The sequence below is a fragment of the Microbacterium binotii genome (genome assembly GCF_021398715.1).
Classification (GTDB): domain Bacteria; phylum Actinomycetota; class Actinomycetes; order Actinomycetales; family Microbacteriaceae; genus Microbacterium; species Microbacterium binotii_A.
Genome location: NZ_CP090347.1, coordinates 1,403,587 through 1,420,090, shown reverse-complemented (window position 1 = coordinate 1,420,090; position 16,504 = coordinate 1,403,587). Strand labels below are relative to the sequence as shown.

11 protein-coding genes, 1 tRNA gene and 1 pseudogene are annotated in these 16,504 nt (G+C 68.1%); 5 read left to right on the top strand and 8 right to left on the bottom strand.

The genetic code is table 11. The features are described 5' to 3' along the window. Genes LXM64_RS07165 through LXM64_RS07150 form a run of 4 tightly spaced genes read right to left on the bottom strand, consistent with a single transcriptional unit; the run spans window position 1 to window position 5,767 of the window. Window positions 1-1,803, bottom strand: a complete 1,803-nt coding sequence (locus LXM64_RS07165; RefSeq protein WP_234075231.1) for an acetolactate synthase large subunit — start codon at window positions 1,801-1,803, stop codon at window positions 1-3. Window positions 1,804-1,846: 43 nt separating this feature from the next. Beyond that, window positions 1,847-3,553, bottom strand: a complete 1,707-nt coding sequence (ilvD, locus tag LXM64_RS07160; protein ID WP_234075230.1) for a dihydroxy-acid dehydratase — start codon at window positions 3,551-3,553, stop codon at window positions 1,847-1,849. Between the two features lie 46 nt (window positions 3,554-3,599). Continuing rightward, the gene (gene otsB, locus LXM64_RS07155; RefSeq protein ID WP_234075229.1) at window positions 3,600-4,364 is read right to left on the bottom strand and encodes a trehalose-phosphatase; all 765 of its coding nucleotides are present in this window, start codon (window positions 4,362-4,364) and stop codon (window positions 3,600-3,602) included. After that, window positions 4,361-5,767, bottom strand: coding sequence for an alpha,alpha-trehalose-phosphate synthase (UDP-forming) (locus tag LXM64_RS07150; RefSeq protein WP_234075228.1), 1,407 nt, complete (start codon window positions 5,765-5,767; stop codon window positions 4,361-4,363). Before LXM64_RS07150 ends, otsB begins: the two co-directional genes overlap by 4 nt. A 114-nt stretch (window positions 5,768-5,881) precedes the next feature. On the opposite strand from LXM64_RS07150, the gene LXM64_RS07145 reads away from it, so the two are divergent. After that, entirely contained in the window at window positions 5,882-6,139 is a 258-nt protein-coding gene (locus LXM64_RS07145; RefSeq protein ID WP_137417275.1) for a hypothetical protein, read from the top strand. Between the two features lie 20 nt (window positions 6,140-6,159). On the opposite strand, the gene LXM64_RS07140 is transcribed toward LXM64_RS07145, so the two are convergent. Beyond that, a complete protein-coding gene (locus LXM64_RS07140; protein ID WP_234075227.1) occupies window positions 6,160-7,344 on the bottom strand; it encodes an acetyl-CoA C-acyltransferase in 1,185 nt (394 codons plus the stop codon). Between the two features lie 83 nt (window positions 7,345-7,427). Here LXM64_RS07140 and LXM64_RS07135 point away from each other — a divergent pair, with 83 nt between their 5' ends. After that, the gene (locus LXM64_RS07135) at window positions 7,428-7,862 is read left to right on the top strand and encodes a MarR family winged helix-turn-helix transcriptional regulator (RefSeq protein ID WP_234075226.1); all 435 of its coding nucleotides are present in this window, start codon (window positions 7,428-7,430) and stop codon (window positions 7,860-7,862) included. Continuing rightward, window positions 7,859-9,082 (top strand): MFS transporter, encoded by a 1,224-nt coding sequence (locus LXM64_RS07130; protein ID WP_234075225.1) that lies wholly within the window; start codon window positions 7,859-7,861, stop codon window positions 9,080-9,082. Before LXM64_RS07135 ends, LXM64_RS07130 begins: the two co-directional genes overlap by 4 nt. A gap of 67 nt (window positions 9,083-9,149) precedes the next feature. Here LXM64_RS07130 and LXM64_RS07125 read toward each other — a convergent pair whose 3' ends face one another. Continuing rightward, window positions 9,150-11,597, bottom strand: coding sequence for an MMPL family transporter (locus tag LXM64_RS07125; protein WP_234075224.1), 2,448 nt, complete (start codon window positions 11,595-11,597; stop codon window positions 9,150-9,152). A gap of 146 nt (window positions 11,598-11,743) precedes the next feature. On the opposite strand from LXM64_RS07125, the gene LXM64_RS07120 reads away from it, so the two are divergent. After that, on the top strand, window positions 11,744-12,298 hold the full coding sequence (locus tag LXM64_RS07120) for a TetR/AcrR family transcriptional regulator (protein ID WP_234075223.1): 555 nt from the start codon (window positions 11,744-11,746) through the stop codon (window positions 12,296-12,298). Window positions 12,299-12,313: 15 nt separating this feature from the next. Here the strand turns inward: LXM64_RS07120 and LXM64_RS07115 are convergent. After that, window positions 12,314-14,980 (bottom strand): annotated as a pseudogene (locus tag LXM64_RS07115) (tetratricopeptide repeat protein). A 501-nt stretch (window positions 14,981-15,481) separates the two neighbouring features. Here LXM64_RS07115 and LXM64_RS07110 point away from each other — a divergent pair. Next, on the top strand, window positions 15,482-16,249 hold the full coding sequence (locus tag LXM64_RS07110) for an excalibur calcium-binding domain-containing protein (RefSeq protein WP_234075221.1): 768 nt from the start codon (window positions 15,482-15,484) through the stop codon (window positions 16,247-16,249). 114 nt (window positions 16,250-16,363) lie between these two features. Here the strand turns inward: LXM64_RS07110 and LXM64_RS07105 are convergent. Then, window positions 16,364-16,436, bottom strand: a tRNA-Lys gene (locus LXM64_RS07105). Window positions 16,437-16,504 lie beyond the last annotated feature (68 nt).

Genomic DNA, 16,504 nt, shown 5'->3' with positions numbered 1-16,504 from the left:
TCAGTCCTCCTTGTCGAATTCGGGTGCGTGGTCGCGGGCGTACTGCACGAAGCTGTTACTCACGCCCTGCGGGACCATGGGCCACACCATCGCGTCGGCCGACACGACGAAGTCGATCACGACGGGGCGATCGTTCGTCTCGAGGGCGAGCGTGATGGCGGCGTCGATCTCGTCCTCGCGCTCGACGCGGATCGCCAGGCAGCCGTAGGCGTCCGCGAGCTTCACGAAGTCCGGGATGCGGGCGGTGCCGTGTCCGGTGTTGAGATCGGTGTTCGAGTGGCGGCCGTCGAAGAACAGCGTCTGCCACTGGCGCACCATGCCCAGCGACGAGTTGTTGATGATCGCGACCTTGATCGGGATCTCGTTGATGACGCAGGTGGCGAGCTCCTGATTGGTCATCTGGAAGCAGCCGTCGCCGTCGATCGCCCACACCACGCGGTCGGGTTCTGCGACCTTCGCGCCCATCGCGGCAGGGACCCCGTAGCCCATGGTTCCGGCGCCGCCGGAGTTGAGCCAGGAGTTGGGACGCTCGTACTTGATGAACTGGGCGGCCCACATCTGGTGCTGGCCGACGCCGGCGGCGTAGATCGCCTCGGGACCGCTCAGCTCACCGATGCGCGAGATGACCTGCTGCGGCGACAGCAGACCGTCGGTCGTGGGTGCGTAGCCCAGAGGGAACTCGTCGCGGAGGCCGTCGAGGTAGCTCCACCATTCGGTGATGTCCGGCTTCTGGTCGCCGATGGCCTGGCGGAAGGCTCCGTCCAGGTCGACGAGCACCTCCTTCAGGTCGCCGACGATCGGCACATCGGCGAAGCGGATCTTCGAGATCTCGGCGGGGTCGATGTCGACGTGCACGACCTTCGCGCCCGGGGCGAACAGCGATGCCTTGCCCGTGACGCGGTCGTCGAAGCGGGCTCCGAGCGCCACGATGAGGTCGGCCTCCTGCAGCGCGAGCACCGCGGGCACCGTGCCGTGCATGCCGGGCATGCCGAGGTTCTGCGGGTGCGAGTCCGGGAACGCGCCTCGCGCCATGAGCGTCGTCACGACCGGAGCGCCCGTCGCCTCGGCCAGCACGCGCAGTTCGTCGGACGAGTGCGAGCGGATCACGCCGCCACCGACGTACAGCACGGGCTTGCGGGCCTCGGACAGCAGCTGAGCCGCGGCCTGGATCTGCTTGCCGTGGGCCTTCGTCACCGGACGGTAGCCGGGCAGCTCGACCTTCGGGGGCCAGATGAAGGGCGCCGTGGCCTGCTGGGCGTCCTTCGTGATGTCCACGAGCACGGGACCGGGGCGCCCGGTGCTGGCGATCTCGAACGCGGCTGCGATCGCGCCGGGGATCTCTTCGGCCGTCTTCACCAGGAACGAGTGCTTCGTGATCGGCATCGTGATGCCCACGATGTCGGCTTCCTGGAACGCGTCCGTGCCCATCAGCGTCGAGAAGACCTGACCGGTGATGCACACGAGCGGGACGGAGTCCATGTAGGCGTCCGCGATGGCGGTGACGAGGTTCGTCGCGCCCGGGCCGGACGTCGCGATGGCGACACCGGTACGACCGGATGCGGCGGCGTAGCCCTCCGCAGCGTGACCGGCGCCCTGCTCGTGGCGAACGAGGATGTGGCGCACGGCCTCATCGTCCATGAGCGGGTCGTAGACGGGCATGATCGCGCCGCCCGGCAGCCCGAACACGTCGGTGACGCCGACGAGCTCGAGCGAGCGGACGACGGCCTCCGCTCCCGTGATCACGGGTGCGGACTGCGCACGGGCGGGCGGCCGGGGAATGGCCGCAGAGATGTCTGAGGACATGGGAACTACCTCGGGTGGGGATGACGGGATGTCGGAGGCGAAGTCACCCGGTGACGGCGCCTTCGGCAGCCGAACGCACGAGCTTCGAGTACTTGGCCAGGACGCCACGGGTATAGCGCGGGGGAAGCGGCTCCCAGCCAGAGCGGCGGGAGCTCAGCTCGGCCTCATCGACGAGTAGGTCGAGAGAGCGAGCCGCGATATCGACCCGTATCAGATCACCATCGCGCACGAAAGCGATAGGACCTGCGTCCACCGCTTCCGGTGCTACGTGGCCGATGCACAGGCCGGTTGTGCCGCCCGAGAATCGTCCGTCCGTCAAGAGTAGTACATCTTTTCCGAGGCCGGCGCCCTTGATGGCGGCGGTGACCGCGAGCATCTCGCGCATGCCCGGGCCGCCCTTCGGGCCCTCGTACCGGATGACCACGACGTCGCCGGCGCGGATCTCCCCCGCCTCCAGCGCGTCCATCGCGGCGCGCTCGCGCTCGAACACGCGCGCGGGGCCCTCGAACACGGCGGCGTCGAAGCCGGCCGTCTTGACCACGGCGCCCTCGGGCGCCAGTGAGCCGTGCAGGATCGTGATTCCGCCGGTGGCGTGGATCGGGTTGTCGAAGGTGTGGATCACGGTGCCGTCGATGGGGTCCGGATCGAGCTCGCGCAGGTTCTCGGCGAGCGTCTTGCCGGTGACGGTGAGGGCGTCGCCGTGAAGCAGCCCTTCGTCCAGCATCGCCTTCATGATGACCGGGATGCCGCCGTGGCGGTCGACGTCGTTCATGACGTACTGGCCGAACGGCTTCATGTCGGCCACGTGGGGCACCTTGTCGCCGATGCGGTTGAAGTCGTGGAGCGAGAGCTCGACATCGGCCTCGCGGGCGATGGCGAGCAGGTGCAGCACGACGTTCGTCGAGCCGCCGAGCGCCATGGCGAGGGCGATCGCGTTCTCGAACGCCTCCTTGGTGAGGATGTCGCGCGTCGTGATGCCGAGCTTGAGCAGGTTGACGACGGCCTCACCCGAGCGGTGCGCGAAGTAGTCGCGGCGGCGGTCGGCGGAGGGCGGCGCCGCGCTGCCGGGGAGGCTGAGCCCGAGCGCCTCCGCGACGGAGGCCATGGTGTTGGCGGTGTACATGCCGCCGCAGGCTCCCTCGCCCGGTGCGATCGCGCACTCGATGCGCTTGAGGTCGGCCTCGCTCATCTTGCCCGCGAGGCACGCACCGACCGCCTCGAAGGAGTCGATGATGGTCACGTCCTTCTCGGTGCCGTCGCTGAGCTTGACCCAGCCGGGCGCGATCGAACCCGCGTAGAGGAAGACGCTCGAGAGGTCCAGACGTGCCGAGGCCATGAGCATGCCGGGGATGGACTTGTCGCAGCCGGCCAGCAGGACGCTGCCGTCGAGGCGCTCGGCCATCATGACGGTCTCGACGGAGTCGGCGATGACCTCGCGGCTGACGAGCGAGAAGTGCATGCCCTCGTGCCCCATCGAGATGCCGTCGGAGACGGAGATCGTGCCGAACTGCAGCGGGTATCCCCCTCCGGCGTGCACGCCCTCCTTGGCACCCTGGGCGAGCCGGTCGAGGCTGAGGTTGCAGGGGGTGATCTCGTTCCAGCTGGAGGCGATGCCGATCTGGGGCTTGTCCCAGTCCTCGTCTCCCATGCCGACGGCACGCAGCATGCCTCGGGAGGTGGTGGCTTCAATGCCGTCCGTCACAGCTCGGCTGCGCGGCTTGATGTCGATCGCTTCGTCGGGGTGGCTCACCCGTGCAGTCTATTGCGGCCGGGCGCCCGTCACGGTCGCCGAGCCGTCAACGCTGAGCGCGCAGCGCGGCCAGCCGGTCCAGGAGCGCGGCCAGCGCCGCGGGGTCTTCGACGGACACGGATGCGGCGCTGTCACCCGCCCCGACATGCACGCCCAGATCGCCGTCTCCCAGCGAACGCAGGGCATCCTCGTCGGTCACGTCGTCGCCGGCGAACAGCACGGCCGTCGCACCGAGACGCTCGCGCAACGCCGCGACCGCCTGGTCCTTGCCCTCGTGCCGGAACGCGAACTCGAGGATGTCGCGGCCGGTGCGCCGCCGCCAGCCCGGGGCCCGCTCGGCCATGAGGGCGTCGATCTCGCGCTGAGCCGTCAGCGCCTCGTCAGACTGAGCGAGGCGCGTGTGCAGGCCGAGCCCGAACGCCTTCGGCTCCACCCACGCGCCGTCGACGTGTGCGACGATCCGCTCGGCCTCTGGCACGAGTTCGGCCAGAAGCGCACGATCCGCGGGCTCGTCGGCGTCACCCTCCCCCGCCCGAGCACCGGGATGCCAAGTCTCGGCGCCGTGGGAGCCCGCGAGGTGGAAGAGCGAGTCGTCGGTGTGCTCGCTGATCACACGAAGATCGGCCAGCGACCGCCCCGACACCAGCGCCACGTCGGTGCCGGGCAGCGCGGCCAGGGCATCGAGCGCGCGACGCGCCGCAGGGATCATCCGCGCCGACATCGGCTCGTCCACGAGCGGCGAGAGCGTGCCGTCGAAGTCGAGTCCGACCAGAAGCCGCGGGGTCCGTGCGAGGTGCTCGAGATCGCTCACGCCGCGCCGCTTCCCCGGATCCCCGCGAGGGCGGCGAGGAACTCCCGCGACCAGTCCTCGACGTCGTGCTCGCGCACGCGGCGGCGCAGCGCGCGCATCCGACGGCCCTGCTCACCCGGTGTCATCTCGATCGCGCGGACGATCGTGTCCTTGAGGCCCTGGATGTCGTGGGGGTTCACGAGCAGTGAGCTGCCGAGTTCATCGGCCGCTCCTGCGAACTCGCTCAGCACGAGCGCGCCGCGGTTGTCGATGCGGCTCGCGACGTACTCCTTGGCGACGAGGTTCATACCGTCGCGGAGCGCCGTGACGAGCATGACGTCAGCGGCCAGGTACAGCGCCACCATCTCCTCCTTGGGGAAGGCCTGGTGGAGGTAGCGGATCGCGGTGTGGCCCATCGTGTCGTAGTCGCCGTTGATGCGCCCCACGGTGAGCTCGATCTCGTCGCGCAGCTGCTGGTAGGTCTCCACGCGCTCGCGACTCGGGCTCGCGACCTGGACGAGGGTGACGTCCTCGACGGAGAGCCGCTCGTCCTGCAGCAGTTCCCCGAAGGCCTTCATCCGGTGGCGGATGCCCTTCGTGTAGTCGAGACGGTCGACACCCAGCAGGATGTGGCGCGGGTTGCCGAGCTCTTCGCGGATCTCGGCGGCGCGCGCCTGGATCTCCGGCCGCTCGGCCAGCTCGACGTAGGAGGCCACGTCGATCGAGATCGGGAACGCCTTGGCGAGCGCCATGCGCACGGAGCCGTCGGCCTGCGGGACCTTGATCCCCGTCGACTTCGTCTCGTAGCGCAGCTGGCGACGCACCGCGCGGGCGAAGTTGCCCGCATCCGCCACCCGCTGGAAGCCGATGACGTCGGCGCCGAGCAGCCCTTCGAGCACCTGACGACGCCACGGCAGCTGCGAGAACAGGCCGTATGCGGGGAACGGAATGTGATGGAAATAACCGATCGTGAGATCGGGTCGCTGCTCGCGGAGGAACTGCGGCACGAGCTGCAGCTGGTAGTCCTGCACCCACACCGTGCCACCCTCGGCCGCGACCTCCGCGGCCGCCTCGGCGAACCGGCGGTTGACGGCGACATACGCGTTCCACCACTCGCGGCGGTACCGGGGAGCGGCGATCACGTCGTGGTAGAGCGGCCAGATCGTGTCGTTCGAGAATCCCTCGTAGTACAGCTCGACCTCTTCGGCGCTGAGCGTGATCGGCACGAGGTGGGTGCCGTCGGCGTCGAACGGCTCGAGCTCGAGGTCGGGCTTTCCGGCCCACCCGACCCAGGCGCCGTCGCTCTTGCGCATCACGGGCTCGAGCGCCGTGACCAGCCCGCCGGGGCTGCGACGCCATCCGCCGTCGGCGTCTCGGTCGACGGGAAGGCGATTGGCGACGACGACGAACTCTGCTTGCGGCACGCGAGCACTCCTGGTCTCTCGGGATGCCACTCAGGCTAACAGCGGCGTGCAGGGCCTCCAGGGGTTCGCGCAAGCCCCGAGCGAGGGGGTATCCTCCCGCGATAGCGTGACCCTATGCGCTCCTACCTCTTCGGTTCCGGTCTGTTCAGCGCCCTGCTCGGGGGCGCGACCCTCTTTCGAGGGCTGCGCAACAACGAGGAGCCCTTCACCTGGCGGACGGCGCTGGCATGGGTCAGCTGGGGCATCACGCTCGCCCTCGCGATCGGTGCGATCGTCGACACCTTCCGCGCCAAGCGCGGGCATGTGGCCGCCGGTGACTCCCCCGTCTCGGGCGACGAGACGAAGCTGCTGCGCAAGCGCCTTCGCCGCTGACGTCTCCGGCCGCGCGATCGTCAGCGCACGAGGATGAGCGCGTCGCCCTGACCGCCGCCACCGCACAGTGCGACCGCAGCGGTGCCGGAGCCGCGCCGCACGAGTTCGTGCACGGCGTGGACGACGAGGCGGTTGCCCGAGGCTCCGATCGGGTGCCCCAGTGCGATGCCGCCGCCCTGCGGGTTCACGACCTCGTCCGACACCCCGAGCTCGCGCTGGGAGCGCACCACGACCGCGGCGAAGGCTTCGTTGATCTCCACGAGATCCAGATCGGATGCGGCGAGTCCCTGCCGTTCGAGTGCGCGGGCGATGGCCCGCGCCGGCTGCGCGTGCAGCGAATTGTCGGGCCCGGCGGCCTGGCCGCTCGCGCCGAGCGCCGCCAGGACCTTCCAGCCCTGCGCGTCGGCGTGGCTGCGCGTCGTGAGCACGACGGCCGATGCGCCGTCGGAGATCTGCGACGAGTTGCCCGCGGTGATGGTCCCGCCCGTGGCGAAGGCCGGACGCAGCTTCGCGAGCACCTCTTCGGAGGTGTCGGCGCGGATCCCCTCGTCGCGGGTGATCACGACGGGCTCCCCCCGGCGCTGCGGTACCTCGACGGGAACGATCTCGGCGTCGAAGAAGCCGGCGGCCGCCGCGTCGGCCGCGCGCCGGTGCGAACGTGCGGCGACCGCATCCTGCTCCGCACGGGTGACCTCGTAGTCGGCGTTGCGGCGCTCGGTCGACTCACCCATGCTCACGCGGTCGAATGCGTCGGTGAGTCCGTCGTAGGCCATGTGGTCGAGCACTTCGACGCTGCCGTAGGCGTAGCCGTCGCGCGAACCGGTCAGCAGGTGCGGGGCACGACTCATCGACTCCATGCCGGCGGCGACGACGACCGCGGCATCGCCGACGCGGATCATCCGGGCCGCGTCGATGACGGCGGTGAGCCCGGACAGACAGACCTTGTTCACGCCCGCCGCGTGCACGTCCCATCCGAGCCCTGCAGCGATCGCCGCCTGTCGGGCGGGATTCTGCCCGGTACCTGCCGGCAGCACCTGCCCGACGAGCACGGCATCGACGGCGGATGCGGGGATCCCGCCCTGAACCAGAGCGCCGCGGATGGCGATCCCGCCCAGCTGAGGGGCCGGAATCGATGCCAGCTGCCCCTTCAGCCTTCCCTGCGGCGTGCGGGCAGCGGCAACGATCACGATGTCGTCGGGAGTCATCTCCCCAGCCTACGGCGGTCCGGTGTCGGCGATCCGCGACTGTTCCGCATCCGCTTTACATATCTACGGTATATACATTCGATATGCGAAAAGCCGAAGCCATCGAGAGGATCGTCGTCGCCGCGCACGCACTCACCCGCGTCGCCGCCGTCACGACACAGAACGATGCGCCCGCCGCCCAGTGGCGCGCGCTCAGCATCCTGCAGAAGGAGGGCCCCCAGCGTGTGGGCGACCTGGCGCGGCTGAGCCGCACCACCCAGCCCGGCATGACCCGTCTGGTCGGCCAGCTCGCCGAACTCCATCTCGTGGCGCGCGAACGTGACGAAGAGGACTCCCGGGTGACGCTCGTCTCGATCACCCCCGCCGGATCGGAAGCGATGGATGCATGGCGCACTCAGCTCGGCGAGACGCTCGAGCCGCTGTTCACCGACCTCGACGACGCCGAGTGGGCGGCGCTCGATCACGCTTCCCGCATCCTGATGTCGCGCACGGACGCTTTTGCGGGAGCGGCACGATGAGCGGGGCGACGACGTCGGTCTGGCGTCAGCCCGCGCAGGTGTGGGCCGTCGCGTTCGCCTGCGTGGTGGCGTTCATGGGCATCGGCCTCGTGGATCCGATCCTCCCGGCCATCGCCGAGTCTCTCGAGGCCACCCCCGTCGAGACCGAGCTCCTCTTCACGAGCTATCTGCTCGTCACGGGCCTCGCGATGCTGGTCACGAGCTGGATCTCGAGTCGCATCGGTGCGAAGGCCACGCTGCTCGCGGGCCTCGCTCTGATCGTCGTCTTCTCGCTCTTCAGCGCACTGTCGGGCAGCGTCGACGCCATCATCGGCTTCCGCGCCGGATGGGGTCTGGGCAACGCTCTGTTCATCTCCACTGCTCTCGCCACGATCGTGGGCGCGGCCAGCGGGGGCAGTTCTGCGGCGATCGTGCTGTACGAGGCCGCCCTGGGCGTCGGTATCGCCGTCGGTCCGCTGCTGGGCGGCCTCCTCGGCGAGGTGAGCTGGCGCGGCCCCTTCTTCGGCGTCGTCGCGCTGATGGCGATCGCGTTCATCGCCGTCGCCGTGCTGCTGCGCGGCCCGAAGGAGAAGCGCACACCGGTACCGCTGTCGGCGCCGTTCCGAGCCCTCGGCAAGCCGGCGCTCGCCGTGCTCGCGGTCGCGGCCCTGTTCTACAACATCGGCTTCTTCACCCTGTTGGCCTTCTCGCCCTTCCCGCTCGGATTCGGAGCGATGGGCATCGGCTTCACCTTCTTCGGGTGGGGCGTCGCCCTCGCGATCACGAGCGTGTGGGTCGCGCCGCTCCTGCTGCGCCGCTTCACCCGATCGGGCGTCATGCTGGTCGTGCTGCCGCTGCTCGCAATCGATCTCGTCGTCGGTGGCCTCCTCGTGGCGAGCTCCGCCGCACTGGTGACATGCATCGTCGTGGGGGGTCTGCTTCTCGGCGTGATGAACACGGTGCTCACCGAGGCGGTCATGGAGGCCACGGATCTCCCCCGCGCGGTCGCATCGTCGGCCTATTCTGCGGTCCGGTTCCTCGGCGGGGCGGCCGCTCCCCCGCTCGCGGCGTGGCTGTGGCACGCCTCGAACGCGACGGTGCCATACCTCGTGGCCGCGGCATCGATCGTGATCGCCGCGTTGACCATCGCGCTCGGCCGTCGCGCCCTGCGTCGCATCGATGAGCGCCCGGCGGATGCGGCTGAAGAGGGCGTCGCGGTCCTCGTCGGCGACGCGGCCTGATACGAGCACGCGGATGAGGGGGTGGCCCCCCGGACGGTGGGCACCCCCTCATCCGTGTCTCACAGCGTCAGTGCTGCACGGGGTGAGCGCGTTCGAGGGCCGCGCCCTCGACGTCCACATCGGGCAGGATGCGGTCGAGCCAGCGTGGCAGCCACCATGCCGCACGCCCGAACAGGTGCATGAGCGCCGGCACGATCACCATCCGCACGACGAACGCGTCGAAGAGCACACCGATCGCCATCCCGAAGCCGATCGGCCGCACCATCGCCAGGTGACTGAAGATGAAGCCGCCGAAGACGGAGATCATGATGATCGCGGCGGCCGTCACGACCGCGCGACCTCCGCGCAGGCCGGCAACGACCGCGGCGCGCGCCGGGGCGCCGTGGACGTACGCCTCGCGCATGCCCGAGACGAGGAACAACTGGTAGTCCATCGCGAGGCCGAAGAGCACGCCCATGAGGATGATCGGCCCGAAGCTCAGCACCGGGCCGGGATCGTGCACGCCGAACACGTCGCTCAGCCAGCCCCACTGGTAGATGGCCGTGACGGCACCGAGCGCCGCGAACAGCGACAGCACGTAGCCTGCGGTCGCGATGATGGGCACCAGGATCGACCGGAACACGAGCACCATGATGATCAGCGACAGACCGACCACGACGGCGAGGTAGACGGGCAACGCATCGGCGAGCTTCTGCGACACGTCGATGTTGGCCGACGCCTGGCCCGCGACACCGAGGTCGATGTCGCCGTCGAGCGGCGACAGGGCCCGCAGATCGTGCACGAGGGTCTCGGTCGTCTCGCTGGCTGGGCCGTCCTGCGGAACCACCTGGAACGCGAAGGTTCTGCCGTCATCCGAGACCGCGATCGGGGCGACCGCGTCCACGTCGTCCTGCGCCATGAGCGTGCGGACGATGGCGGCCTGCGTCGTGACGCGGTCGGCCTCGTCCACCGTCTGCGGCGTCTCCGCGACGACGAGGAGCGGGCCGTTGATGCCGGCGCCGAAGGCCTCGGTAGCCGCGGTGTAGGCCCGGTACTGGGTCGTGTCGGTGGCCTCCGAGGATCCGTCGGGCAGGCCGAGGCGCATCGAGAGCGCGGGGATCGCGATGACGAGGAGGGCGATGATCGCCATCGCCCCCGCGACGACCACACGACCGGTGCGCATGGGCCGAAGCCGGGCCGGTGCGTGGTCGGGATGCCCGACCTTCGCACGGAGCCCGCGACGCAGCACGCGAAGCTTCATGAGCCCGAGCAGCGCGGGCGTGACCGTGATCGCGACGAGAACGGCGACGAACACGCACGCCGCTCCCACCACGCCCATGACGCCGAGGAACGGCACGCCGGTGACGAGGAGGGCGACGAGGGCGATGATGACGGTCGTGCCGGCGAAGACGACGGCGTTGCCGGCTGTGCCGTTGGCGAGCCCGATCGACTCGCCGATCTCCATGCCCGCGAGCACCTGCTTGCGGTGGCGGTTGACGATGAATAGCGAGTAGTCGATGCCCACGGCGAGGCCGAGCATGACACCGAGGATCGGCGTCACGGAGGCCATGTCCACGACGTCGGAGAACGCGAGGGATCCGGCGACACCGACGCCGACACCGATGAGCGAGCCGATGAGGGGCGTGATGGCGGGAAGCAGAGCCCGCATCATGATCGCCAGCACGAGCGCCGCGATGAGCACTCCGACCAGCTCGCCCACGCCGATGAGGCCATCGGTCGACTGGGCGATCGTCGAGGAGTAGTCGATGCTGACACCGGGGATGTCGGCGCTCTTGAGACGATCGGCCACCGCGGTCTTCGTCTCCTGCGGCAGCGAGAACATGTCTTCGGTGAAGGCCACGTTGCCGATCGCCGTCGCGCCGTCGCTCGAGACGGTGCGGATGTCGGATGCGGCATCCAGCAGCTCCTGGCCTGCCTCGAGCTGCGGCTTCTGCGCCTCGAGCTCAGCGCGCGACGCGTCGAGCTGCTCCTGCCCCGCGGCGATCTGCGCCTGCTGGGTCGTGAACTGCGCCTCGGCCTGTGCGTAGACGCCCGCCGCCTGCGCCTGTGCCACGGCGGCGTCCAGCTGCGCCTTGCCCGCGTCGAGCTGCTGCTGCGCCGCATCCAACTGGGTCTCGCCCTGCGCGAGCTGAGCGGCGCCGGATTCGAGCTGCGCGGCCTGGTCGGAGCGCTGCGCCTGAGACTGGAACGGGTCCACCGTGCCCGCGACTCCATCGAGCTCGCCGACGTCCTTCAAGAGCGAGGAGATGTCGGCCTTCTGCTCGTCGGTGAAGGGCTGGCCGTCGGTCTGGAACACGACGGGGGCGCTGGCGCCGGTGAGGTCGGGCAGAGCGTCGGCGAGGCGATCGTTGACGCGCTCCGTCTCGGTGCCGGGAATGCTGAAGGAGGTGGCGAGCGTGCCGCCGAAGGCGACGAACGAGCCGGCGGCGACGCCCAGCGCGATCACCCAGGCGACCAGGACGATCCAGGCGCGGCGCGCCGAGAAGCGCCCCAGCCGGTAGAGGAGTTGGGCCACGACGTGCCTTTCCGAAGGGGTGGTGGGATGCGGCGCGCCATCGAGCCTCGTCGACAATATCCGACACGTGTTGCAAAACCATCACATGTGGGAGAACTCCCAGCAGCGGCGCGTCGCTCTGCCAAGATGGCGGGATGGATCCCCGCGTGGCGCGCACGAGAGCGAGTCTGCAGAACGCACTGCTCGCGCTCGCCCGTGAGCGTCCGCTCGATGGCATCACTGTGGCCGACATCGCCTCCGAGGCAGGGGTGAACCGCAGCAGCTTCTACCAGCACTACGCCGATAAGGATCAGCTTCTCGCCGATGCGCTGGAGTCGGCTGTCGATGACGTGTCGAGCCGGATCATCCGTTCCGCTGACCCGCGCGACATCAGCCAGCCGCCCGCCGAGCTCACGACGTACCTGCAGCACATCGCTGACAACGCCGACCTGTACCGACTCGTGCTCGGCGAGCACGGTTCACTCGCCGTCGCCGCGCAGTTGCGCACCCGCGTGCAGGGCATCGTGGGCACCGCGGTGCGCCAGGGGGCACCGTCGGTGTTCGACGGGCTTCCGGTGGATGTCGTCGCGGCGAGCGTGACCGGCAGCGCGCTGGGCGTCATCACCGCCTGGCTCGCGCGCGACCCGCTGCCCTCGATCGAGACAGCGACACAGTGGCTCTGGCAGGCCCTGTTCGGGCCTCTCGAGCGTCTCTCGACCTGAGCCTCTCGGCCCACATCAACGGGTCGGCTCTTCACCTGCTTCCTGAGCCTTGGCCAGTTCCGCGACAGCGGCAAGAGTCAGCGGATGACCCTGCCTGAGCGAGATATGGCAGGTGGCGACCAGCCTCTCACCCAGGGCAATGGCATCAACGAGTCGGCCCGCCTCACGATAGGTCGCAGCCAACACAACGTGGGAGCGAAGGGTGTTGGGATGGTTCGGACCGAGGTACGTCACATGGTCGGCTGCGGTGCGCTCTGCGAGTGCGATGGCCTCAGCGGTCCGCCCCGTGCGGCGCTAACACTCCGAGAGGTTCGTCAGGGCAGCCAGGGTGTAGCGATGCGAGGACCCCAAGACGCGCAAACAGTCCGCGACGGCGCGCTCAGCCTCTGCGACCGCCTCAACCGTCATGCCCGCCGCCAGGTACGCCATAGCCAGAACATGCCGACTGTTGAGCGTCCTGTGGTGATCGGCACCTAGGACTCGGATGTGAGCATCTCGTGCACGCTTTCCGAGCGCTACCGCCTCGGGAAACATGTCCGCATCGCGATAGAAGCTCGTCAGGTTGTGCTGCGACTCGAGCGTCCGTGGGTGATCGGGGCCGAGCAGTCGAGATCGGTCGTTGAAAACCTGCAATCCCAGCGCGACTGCTTCAGCGTGTCGCCCGTCTTGCCAGTAGGCGACCGCGAGGTTGTTGCGAGACTCCATGGTGTCCGGATGGTCAGCGCCAAGAATCCGTGCACGATCAGCGAGCGTCCGTTCGTGCAACACGATTGCCTCGGCTATGCGACCCACGTTCCAATAGGCGACCGCGACGTTGTTCCGCGATTCGAGCGCGTCCGGGTGATGCTCCCCAAGCACTCGGTCGCGACCCGCTGATGCCGCCTCTACGAGTTCAATCGCCCGAGCATGGTTGCCTGCCTGTCTGTGAGCCACTGCGACAGCGTCTTGCGCTTCCAGGGTGATCGGATGGTTCGCTCCGAGACTGTCGAGGAGATGCTCGAGGGTCTCTTCACCCACCTTGGTGGCAGCGGACAGGTCACCTCCCGCTCGGTACGCCGTGATGATCGGTACGCGGGCAATCGCCGTCGTGCTGTGCGTCTCGCCGAATACGCTGGTCGTGGCCGATATCGCGCTTTGCGCATGCGCAATCGCCTCGGTGTAATGGCCGGCAGCGACCCAGCTATACGAAGCGCGACGAGAAAGCCGGAGACCGATGGCGCCATCCCGCCACAGAGGATGGCCGAAGACGGCGTCGCGCTTGGCAAGCGTTGCGGCATTGGCGCGAAGCACGGCACCGATCGCCGACAACTCATGCTCGCGGTCGGGCCAAATCTCGAGCACTGCAGACGCGACGACACGGACCGCTTCGCGAGCCTCGACCTCCGCGAGTTGTTCTCGAACCGCCCGGGCAGTCAACGCGTGCATCCGTACGGTCGGCGCCATCGACTGATCGTCGATCGTCACCAGGCTGTACCTGTCGAGTGCTCGCAGGCCATCCGCCAAGTGGCCGGTGTTCTCCTCACGCAGATATCGCCGGACCGAAGGGGTGTTCCACAGTTCAATGGGATGGCCGACTGGGCTCAGCATGGACGCGACGGCCGCCGCTCGACGAATCCGTGCATCGACATCATCGTGCCGCGCGGCGTCGATTGCGAGGAGCAGGGTGACAGTGATCGTGACGGATGCACGGTTATCCGGATCGCCGACCATCAGTTCGTCGAGACGGTACTTCTCCTCTCGAAACAAGGCGAGGTACTCACTCGTCGCTACGCGTCGGCTGAGAAGGTAGGCCGCGGCGTGTGAGAGGGCGAGGGGTAGACAACCAAGTTCTTCGACAAGGACGGGGGCAGCTACATCCAGGAGATACTGCCGACCCGCGTCCGAGACTCGTTGATTCAGGTAATCCAGAGCTTCGTCGGGAGTGAAAACGTCGACGTCAATTCGTCGGCGGCCCGCTGCGAACAGCACCTCATCGCGTCGACGCGTCGTTGCCAAGCTTGAGCCTGTTCCTGTGTGACTCACCGGCCACCAGTCGGCCGCGTGCTGAGGATCTGTGATGTCGTCGAACACCACGAGCCAGGTGTGGTGCGTGGCCTGTAGCCAATCCCGGAATGCCGCGGCGTCCTTCTCGACTGTGGTCCCCAGCCCGATCACGCCCGGGACGCGCAAGCGTTGCCCGGCCCGCGCGAGAACCTCGGGGATCCCTCCCGGAGCGGAGGCGTCCACCCACACCACAAGGTCCGTCCCCTGTCGAATCGCTTCGCTTGCATACCAGGAACCCAGTTGAGTCTTGCCGACTCCCCCGCCTCCCGAGAGCACATCGCCCGATGATCTCTCCCCCTGAGTGAGAACAGCACCTGCGGTGTCCCGGCATGCGGCCTCGATGACGCGACGAACACTCAATCGCGGCTGGAAAGCGGAAGCCAGGGGTGGGATTCTGCCGATCGATACCGGCCACACTATGGCGGAGGGCTCGTGCACAACCGTCAGCGACTCGATGAAACCGGTGACGGCGATGCCGCCGTTCGTAGCCGTCGCGGCACCAGTATTGGCGACGGTGATGGTGCGGTTCGTCTGCGCCGGTTGCCCCGAATCGCTGCGGGCAGCGGACGTACTCGGAGACGTTGTCTTTGCATTCTTCCGTCGACGGCCGCGGGGCTCCGTGGGAGGCAGATCATTCATGTTGTCGACGAATCATCGGGTCAGGGCGAAGAATCCTGGATGCCAGTATTCGCCACAGATCCCGAGCCATCAGCTTCAGCGTCTCCGCTTCGATCCACACGCACATTGCCGCTCGGAATCGCGCCCCGCACACCCGAGTTGGCCTCACCACCGTTGTTGGCCGATGCGCCACCCGAGTTCTCCACGACGACACCCTCGACGGGTCGCGGAGGCTGGACCGGGAACAGATAAGGAGCGAAGAGGGCCGCGAGCGCGACAAGCAGTCCCAACGCGCCCGCGAGCGCGCTCGCCTGTGTCAGACCGACGCTCCAAAGCCAGATTGCGACCGCGACAAGCACCGCAAGGGCCGCAAGACGTCCGGACCATACCCATCGCTTCGATCGCTTCGGCATTAAGCACCCTCCCCAATGAAACGACTGTGCTCGCGCTCTTGTGTGTGTCCCACCAGTGAACCACTAGGCTCCTGTCGCTGGGGAGACACGAATCTAGGGGGATTCCATCATGCGCAGACGCATCGTGGGGCTAGCTGCCGCCGCTGCAATCATTCTGACCATCACAGGACCTGTCGCGGCAGCTGCCGACACGGCGCCGTCTCTACCATCAGGGCTGACGCAGACGGCCGCCCCCGACGGCGCCGCCCCGGTGTATCGGTTCTACAGCCCGATCTTCAAGGGCCACTTCTACACAATCGACCCCGCCGAGCGAGACAGGGTGATTCGCACGTGGCCGAACGACTGGACCTATGAGGGGGAGCGTTACACCGCGTTCCCGACTCAGGTTGCCGGCACGGTCCCCCTCTACCGATTCTGGAGCGACAAGTTCAAAGGTCACTTCTACACAGCTGACGAGACCGAAAAGAACCACGTCATCGCCACGTGGCCGGCCGATTGGTCGTTCGAGGGGGTCGCTTACTACGTCTATCCCGTGGATTCGCCGGTTCCGGACACTCTGCCGATGTACCGATTCTGGGGTCCGAAGGTGCTCCATCATTTCTACACGGCGGACAACGGCGAACGGGACCGCGTGATCTCGCTTTGGCCACACGACTGGTCGTACGAGCGTGCCCGATTCCGGGTGCCAGCGGCCGGTGTCGTCACGACCGCGACTCCGGCGCGGCCAGCGGATGTGGACTGCACAGACTTCTCGAACTGGGCCGCGGCGCAGGCGTACTTCGGCAAGTACTACGCCTATTACGGCGACATCGCCCGACTGGACGGTGATGGCGACCTGATCGCGTGCGAATCGTTGCCAGGAGCGCCCCGAGGCTGAGCGTTCGGGGGAAGTGGGGGTCACGCCATCCTTCTGCGCGACCCCTGCTTCGACGACCGTCGCCCCGGAAAGCAGAAAGCCCCGGCAGATGGCGAGATCTGTCGAGGCAATCCGTGCACCCCCTGGGACTTGAACCCAGAACCCACTGATTAAGAGTCAGTTGCTCTGCCGATTGAGCTAGAGGTGCGTGATCCGGGGCGAGAAACTCACTTTCCGAACCGAGGGACAACGCTATCACCCGACGAACCGGAGCGC